The following is a 5,975-nucleotide window of genomic DNA, read 5'->3' as shown; positions in this document are numbered from 1 at the left end:
ATCCATCAGTTTGCTGAAGAACAAACGCCTGGTGGCGCTAAACCGATGGTAGAAGCAGGGTGTCTGGAAGATGTGGATGTCGTATTCGGCACCCACCTTTGGTCCACTTTTCCTGAAGGAAACATCTTTATCAAGGATGGGCCACTGATGGCTGCTTCCGACCGTTTTCAAATTAGAATTAACGGTAAAGGCGGTCACGGAGCTCTCCCTCAGGAGACAAGAGATCCAATCGTTTGTGGCTCGGCCATTGTCCAAGGTCTGCAGCAGATTGTCAGCCGCAATGTTGACCCCCTTGAATCGGCTGTTCTCTCCTTTGGGGCTTTTGAATCCGGCGGTCCTTTTAATGTCATTCCGGATACGGCACAGATCACAGGTACAGTGCGTACTTTTTCTACAGACGTACAGGCAACGGTCAAGGAACGAATGAAGGAAATCGTCAGCCATATTGGAAAAGCTCACGGAATGGAAGGCATATTGGACTATAATGACGGCTATCCATCCTTGATTAATCATGAAAAAGAAACGACCCAGGTCCAAGAAGCAGCAACAGAATTGTACGGACAAGAACATTGCTTAGATATGAATCCAATGATGGGCGGAGAAGATTTCGCCTATTACTTACAGCATAAGCCCGGCGCATTCTTTTTTACAGGGGCAGGCCACACGGAAGCCTATCCGCATCATCATCCCCATTTCGATATTGAAGAAAAAGCCATGCTTCAGGCAAGTCAAATGTTCATCAAATTAATAGAAATAAGTAATAAGGAGGGAAGCTCCCATGGATAACCGAGTGAAAGATTGGAAAGAGGAATATACCTCTCTTCCCCGCCACCAGCACCTGCCCATCGATCGATTTGTAGAATACTTTAACGCCGTGAACAGCATTGGCGTAACAGAAGTTGGAGGAAACAGCCGCTTCCCTTATACAAAAGAATATAGAGAAGCTGTTGAGTGTATAAAAGGCTGGATGAAAGAAATCGGCATGACTGTAAGCGAAGACGCCATCGGGAATGTGTACGGAAAGATCAAAGGAATTCATACGCACAAGAGCTTAATGATCGGCTCGCATATTGATACGGTTCCAGATGGCGGAATGTTTGACGGCTTGTTAGGTGTGCTCTCAGCACTGACAGCTGTCGAAGCGTTTGTCGAGCAAAATGGTATGCCGAAGTGGTCCATTGAGGTTGCCGCTTTTGTTGATGAAGAAGGCTCCCGGTTCAACCACGGTCTATTTGGAAGCCGGACAATGATCGGAGAAATCAGCGAAGATACCATCCACCACTATTATGACGATGATGGGATAACCATGGCAGAAGCGATGAAAGCCGATGGGCTAAATCCCGAACAATTCAAGAGTGTAAAAAGAGATATGGATCAGCTGATTGGATATTTGGAATTGCATATCGAGCAAGGAATTGTTTTGGAGGAAAACAACCAGCAAATCGGTGTCGTTGATGGGATCGCCGGACCCGCTAGAGAAACATTTACGTTTATCGGAAGTGCTAACCATGCCGGAAACACTCCAATGAATATGAGGAAAGACGCATTGATCGGAGCAAGTCAGTTTATCTCAGCGATTGAAGATATGCCCGGGAAATTCAGTGAAACGGCTGTAGCGACGGTAGGGAAAATCATCAATCATCCGAACGGCACGAACGTTATTCCAGGGAAAACAGAGGTTACCGTAGACATTAGAGACGTAGAGGAAGATGTGAGAGAAAAACTGATTGAGGAAATCAAAGCAAAAGCTAAGACGATTGCAGACCATAGAGATTTGAGTCTTGAAATCACGAAAGGTATCCGCGTCCAGCCTGTCAAAATGGATACACACATGACCGAGATGATTGAACAATCATCGCAAGATTTACATTTATCCTATCGGAGAATGCCAAGCGGTGCTGGCCATGATGCTATGCTTGTCGGGAAAAAGGTCCCAGCTGGAATGATCTTTGTCCCAAGTCGTAATGGAAAAAGCCATACTCCAGAGGAATGGACTTCTATGAGTGATTGTCTGAATGGGATATTGGTTCTTGAAAGAACGCTGGGAAAAATCTTATCCGCTTATAAAGAATAGCAAAAAGAGGTTGTCGTCCTGCAACCTCTTTTCTATTTATATACTGTGAGTATTGGATGTGGTTTAGGAAGCGTACCCCTATTAGATATGAGTTTCCCCAACTACTGGATCACGATCTTCATTTAAAAAGAAATTGTATACGTTTTTCCTTTTTCTACAGACTTTTCTCCTTGAAAAACATCACTCGACTGAACCTTGATCTGTTCAAGATTTTCCGGGTCTGTTTCTTCTAAAATAAATCCGAGCTGTCCCTTACGAATCTCCCCCGGTTCATAGTCTCCGTGCAGTTCTTCCAAATAAAAGTCATCATTAATGCCCTTTTTCTCCCCTGTATTCGTTTCTAAGTGAGACACCGGAGCGAAGTTGAGCTTTTGATCGTACGTGTTTTCAACGGTCACCCTCAGCTTCACGTAGTTGAAGCTACCTTCCTCATGGGTAAATCCATGAAAAAAATCGATCATGTCTGGCGAGGGTTTATAGTGCATATATTTCGCCTCATGAATCGTGAGCTTTATCGGTCCCACCTCGACCTGCTGCTCATCCGGCGCATAGGCGAGCAATTTGATTTTTCCATCTGGATCACTGTACGTAGCTCCGATTTCGGTGAGCTTGCTGTCATCGGGTGCCTGAGGACTTTCAATGAAGGTATCTTCTTTCGCTTCAGTGGTCGTTTCCGTTTGTTCTGTTACGGAATTGTTGTTTTCTTCTTCCTGCACTTTTTCCTCCTCGGATTTTTCTGTCGTAGCGTTGCCGTTGTCCATGCAGCCTGTCAAAAACAAGGCCATTAAAAAAAGCATTCCGATCCGCTTCATGCTTGATCCTCCCTATGTAAAGAAACGAGCCCCTGGACATCCAGAGGCTCCTTTTCTTCTATCAATGATGTCCTTTACCCTTGCCATGATCATCGTCTTCGTCGTGACCTTTGCGATCAGCTTTCAGCAGTTCAAAAAGCTTCTGGCCAGTGGCACTATTTTCATTCGAGCCAATGAACTCCATCTTCTGAGGGCCATACGCATAGACGTTTACATCTACCCCTGTATGACCGCCTGTCGTCCAGCCTGTACCTGAACGGATATCATAAATATGTTCGATGGCGTTATCGACTTCTGTAGCATTAATCTCACCCTCTGTTGGCTGAGCGGCATCTTTCACTGATTGAACCTCTTCTGACGTCAGTTCCAGTCCGCTGTAGGCGTTTAGCACTTCTTCAACATCTTCACCTTCAGCAATTTGGGCTGCCATATAGTCCGGTGTGCGTTTCGCTGCATCCACCACTTCAGGATTGAAGATGTAATCCCCATCACGTCCAATCGACATGCCGCCTGTGGAGTGGTCGGCTGTCGTCACGACAATCGTGTGCTTATCTTTTTTCGCAAACTCGATCGCTTCCTGGAAGGCTTTCTCGAAGTCTCTCATTTCACTCATCGCGGCAACAACATCATTGTCATGACCCGCCCAGTCGATCTGGCTTCCTTCAACCATGAGGAAAAATCCGTCTTTGTCATCGTGGAGTTTATCGAGTGCCGTTGTCGTCATTTCGCTAAGAGAAGGTGTCTCATCACTACGGTCGATCGCTTTATCCATTCCTTTTGGTGCAAAAAGACCGAGCAGTTGATCGCTCTCACTTGAAAGCATCTCGTCTTTTGTCGTCGCATAGTCATAGCCGTCCTGTTTGAAGGCGTCTACGAGATTACGATCGTCACGTTCAAAGTAGCTCGTCCCGCCGCCAAGCATGACGTCAACTTTGTGCTTGCCATTGACCATTTCATCATAATAATCATCAGCGATGTCATTGTAATTGTTTCTCGAAACATCGTGAGCACCGAAAGCAGCCGGAGTCGCATGGTTAATCTGAGAAGTCGAAACAAGTCCTGTTGACATCCCTTGGGATTTGGCTTCTTCAAGAATCGTTTCTGTTTCTTCTTGCTCTAAATCAACACCGATCGCCCCATTATACGTCTTGATTCCAGAAGCCATGGAGGTTGCGGTGGCGGCTGAATCAGGAATATTCTCCTTGACGTCCCCTTCGCCGCCGTCAAAGTAAGGATCCCAGGAATATGTACGCTGCATGCCAACTTGATATGGATCGAAGGCAGTGGGTTCCATCTTTTTCGTCGAAGGATCATCATTCATATAGCGGAGCATTGTCGTGTAAGCAGGCCCCATGCCATCCCCGACCATGAAAATGACATTCTTCACTTCTGCATGATTCTTCTTGTCCGGTTTCGCATCGGCCTTAGGAGCGTAAGTCGTCGCCACTCCCCCAATCACCAGGGAACTGATGGCCGCAATGGTAAAAAGCTTTTTCTTAACCAATCGTTTGAACATAATAAACCTCCTCTAAAATAGATAAAAAGTAACCTTATCTATCATTCTAGAAGGTTACTACGAGAGGGACAACAGGGCATTCTATTTATTTCCATTGATTGATAAAGTTGGGATAGTGAGGGAAGTCGCAGGTACCTCCCTACTCATAAAGAATCCTGTAATACTTTCGAATCATTTTAGTAGGAAAATTTCACAGAAATGGAGAAGCCATCAGACCGCACTAGAAGGGGAAATCGATCGACATGAATCGTTAAGACCTGACAAAAAATTTTCATAATAGCGTTTTCAAACGAAAGATTTTGTAATAGAATACTTGTATACAAGTACACTGAATCAATAAAAGAAGGTGAATCGATGACAGATTCTCAAGAATTTTTATATCCTACCAAGTGGTTAAATAAAGCCTCCACAGGTGAACGAGTCGCATGTGAACTTCGAATGCGAATTATTTCAGGCACAATTGAAAGCGGTTCAATAATTACGGAAAATCAATTGGCTGCTGAGTTTGGTGTCAGTCGTTCCCCGATCCGTGAAGCGTTAAAGTTACTCGCATCCGAGCATATCATCCGCTTAGAACGGATGGGCGCGGTTGTCCTTGGCTTAACGGATAAGGAGTTAGAAGAAATTTATGATGTCCGCTTACTTATCGAAACGTTTGTTTTCGAACGTTTGGTCAAGATGGATACGAAAGAGTTAGTCAAAGAACTCAGCAAGACATTAGAAATGATGCGAATCGCCATCAAGTATGAAGATGCGGAAGACTTTTCGTTCCACGATGTATTGTTCCATGAAACGATCATTCATTCCATCGATCATTCCAGGATTTCGATGATCTGGAACAACTTAAAACCGACGATGGAAAGCCGTATTTTACTGTCGATGAGAAAGCGGTTTAAGGATGATCTCGAAGATCTGACGAGAATCGTAAACAACCACGAGCTTTACATCGATGCGATCAGCAAGAAAGACCGCGAGCTGATGATCAAGTCCCTGCATCTGAACTTCGATGATGTACAGGAAAAAGTCGAGGACTTGTGGAACTCCCAGCAGACATTTTCAAAAGGGATAGAAAAAGAATAAGTTAGAAATTGCAGTTGGAATCGATACCAGATACGCCTAGCTAGAAGCTAAAAACCACGAGAAGAATTTTGGAGGGATCACCATGCCTTTAGTCATAGTAGCAATTGGAATTGTCGCCCTGTTAGTTTTAATCATGGGGCTTAAACTGAATACATTCATTTCATTAATCATCGTTTCCTTTGGTGTCGCCTTAATGCTTGGCATGCCAATGGGCGAAGTCATCGACACAATTGAAGCCGGACTCGGCGGCACGCTCGGTCACCTGGCGCTCATCTTCGGACTTGGCGCGATGTTAGGAAAACTGATTACGGATTCCGGCGGAGCCCAGCGCATCGCCATGACCCTTGTGAACAAATTCGGAGAGAAAAATATTCAATGGGCGGTTGTCGTCGCATCCTTTATTATCGGGATTGCGCTGTTCTTTGAAGTCGGACTAGTTTTATTGATTCCTATCGTTTTTGCGATGTCGAAAGAATTGAAAGTATCGATCTTG

At 44.9% G+C, this 5,975-nt stretch carries 6 protein-coding genes; 4 read left to right on the top strand and 2 right to left on the bottom strand.

Features of this window, described 5'->3' with window-relative positions:
- Both LD39_RS14265 and LD39_RS14260 read left to right on the top strand, forming a co-directional pair.
- Nucleotides 1-786, top strand: a 786-nt coding sequence (locus tag LD39_RS14265; RefSeq protein ID WP_035548386.1) for an amidohydrolase, incomplete at its 5' end; no start/stop codon positions are given.
- A complete protein-coding gene (locus LD39_RS14260; protein WP_035548383.1) occupies nucleotides 779-2,074 on the top strand; it encodes a Zn-dependent hydrolase in 1,296 nt (431 codons plus the stop codon). The genes LD39_RS14265 and LD39_RS14260, both read left to right, overlap by 8 nt.
- 122 nt (nucleotides 2,075-2,196) lie before the next feature.
- Here the strand turns inward: LD39_RS14260 and LD39_RS14255 are convergent, their stop codons facing one another.
- Both LD39_RS14255 and LD39_RS14250 read right to left on the bottom strand, forming a co-directional pair.
- The gene (locus LD39_RS14255; RefSeq protein WP_052158883.1) at nucleotides 2,197-2,886 is read right to left on the bottom strand and encodes a hypothetical protein; all 690 of its coding nucleotides are present in this window, start codon (nucleotides 2,884-2,886) and stop codon (nucleotides 2,197-2,199) included.
- Between the two features lie 61 nt (nucleotides 2,887-2,947).
- Nucleotides 2,948-4,402, bottom strand: a complete 1,455-nt coding sequence (locus tag LD39_RS14250) for an alkaline phosphatase (protein WP_052158882.1) — start codon at nucleotides 4,400-4,402, stop codon at nucleotides 2,948-2,950.
- 354 nt (nucleotides 4,403-4,756) lie between these two features.
- Here LD39_RS14250 and LD39_RS14245 point away from each other — a divergent pair, with 354 nt between their 5' ends.
- Both LD39_RS14245 and LD39_RS14240 read left to right on the top strand, forming a co-directional pair.
- Nucleotides 4,757-5,482, top strand: a complete 726-nt coding sequence (locus LD39_RS14245) for a GntR family transcriptional regulator (protein WP_035548380.1) — start codon at nucleotides 4,757-4,759, stop codon at nucleotides 5,480-5,482.
- Between the two features lie 82 nt (nucleotides 5,483-5,564).
- The coding region (locus tag LD39_RS14240) for an SLC13 family permease (RefSeq protein WP_035548377.1) at nucleotides 5,565-5,975 on the top strand (411 nt) is incomplete at its 3' end.

The organism is Halobacillus sp. BBL2006, assembly GCF_000786645.1.
GTDB lineage: Bacteria > Bacillota > Bacilli > Bacillales > Halobacillaceae > Halobacillus.
Note: the sequence above shows the minus strand (reverse complement) of the source record. Positions and strands in the feature narration are given on the sequence as shown.

Excerpts from the sequence above, each read along its gene's own strand:
- LD39_RS14260 (WP_035548383.1), top strand. The coding sequence starts at position 779 with ATGGATAACCGAGTGAAAGATTGGAAAGAGGAATATACCTCTCTTCCC.
- LD39_RS14255 (WP_052158883.1), bottom strand. The coding sequence starts at position 2,886 with ATGAAGCGGATCGGAATGCTTTTTTTAATGGCCTTGTTTTTGACAGGC.
- LD39_RS14250 (WP_052158882.1), bottom strand. The coding sequence starts at position 4,402 with ATGTTCAAACGATTGGTTAAGAAAAAGCTTTTTACCATTGCGGCCATC.
- LD39_RS14245 (WP_035548380.1), top strand. The coding sequence starts at position 4,757 with ATGACAGATTCTCAAGAATTTTTATATCCTACCAAGTGGTTAAATAAA.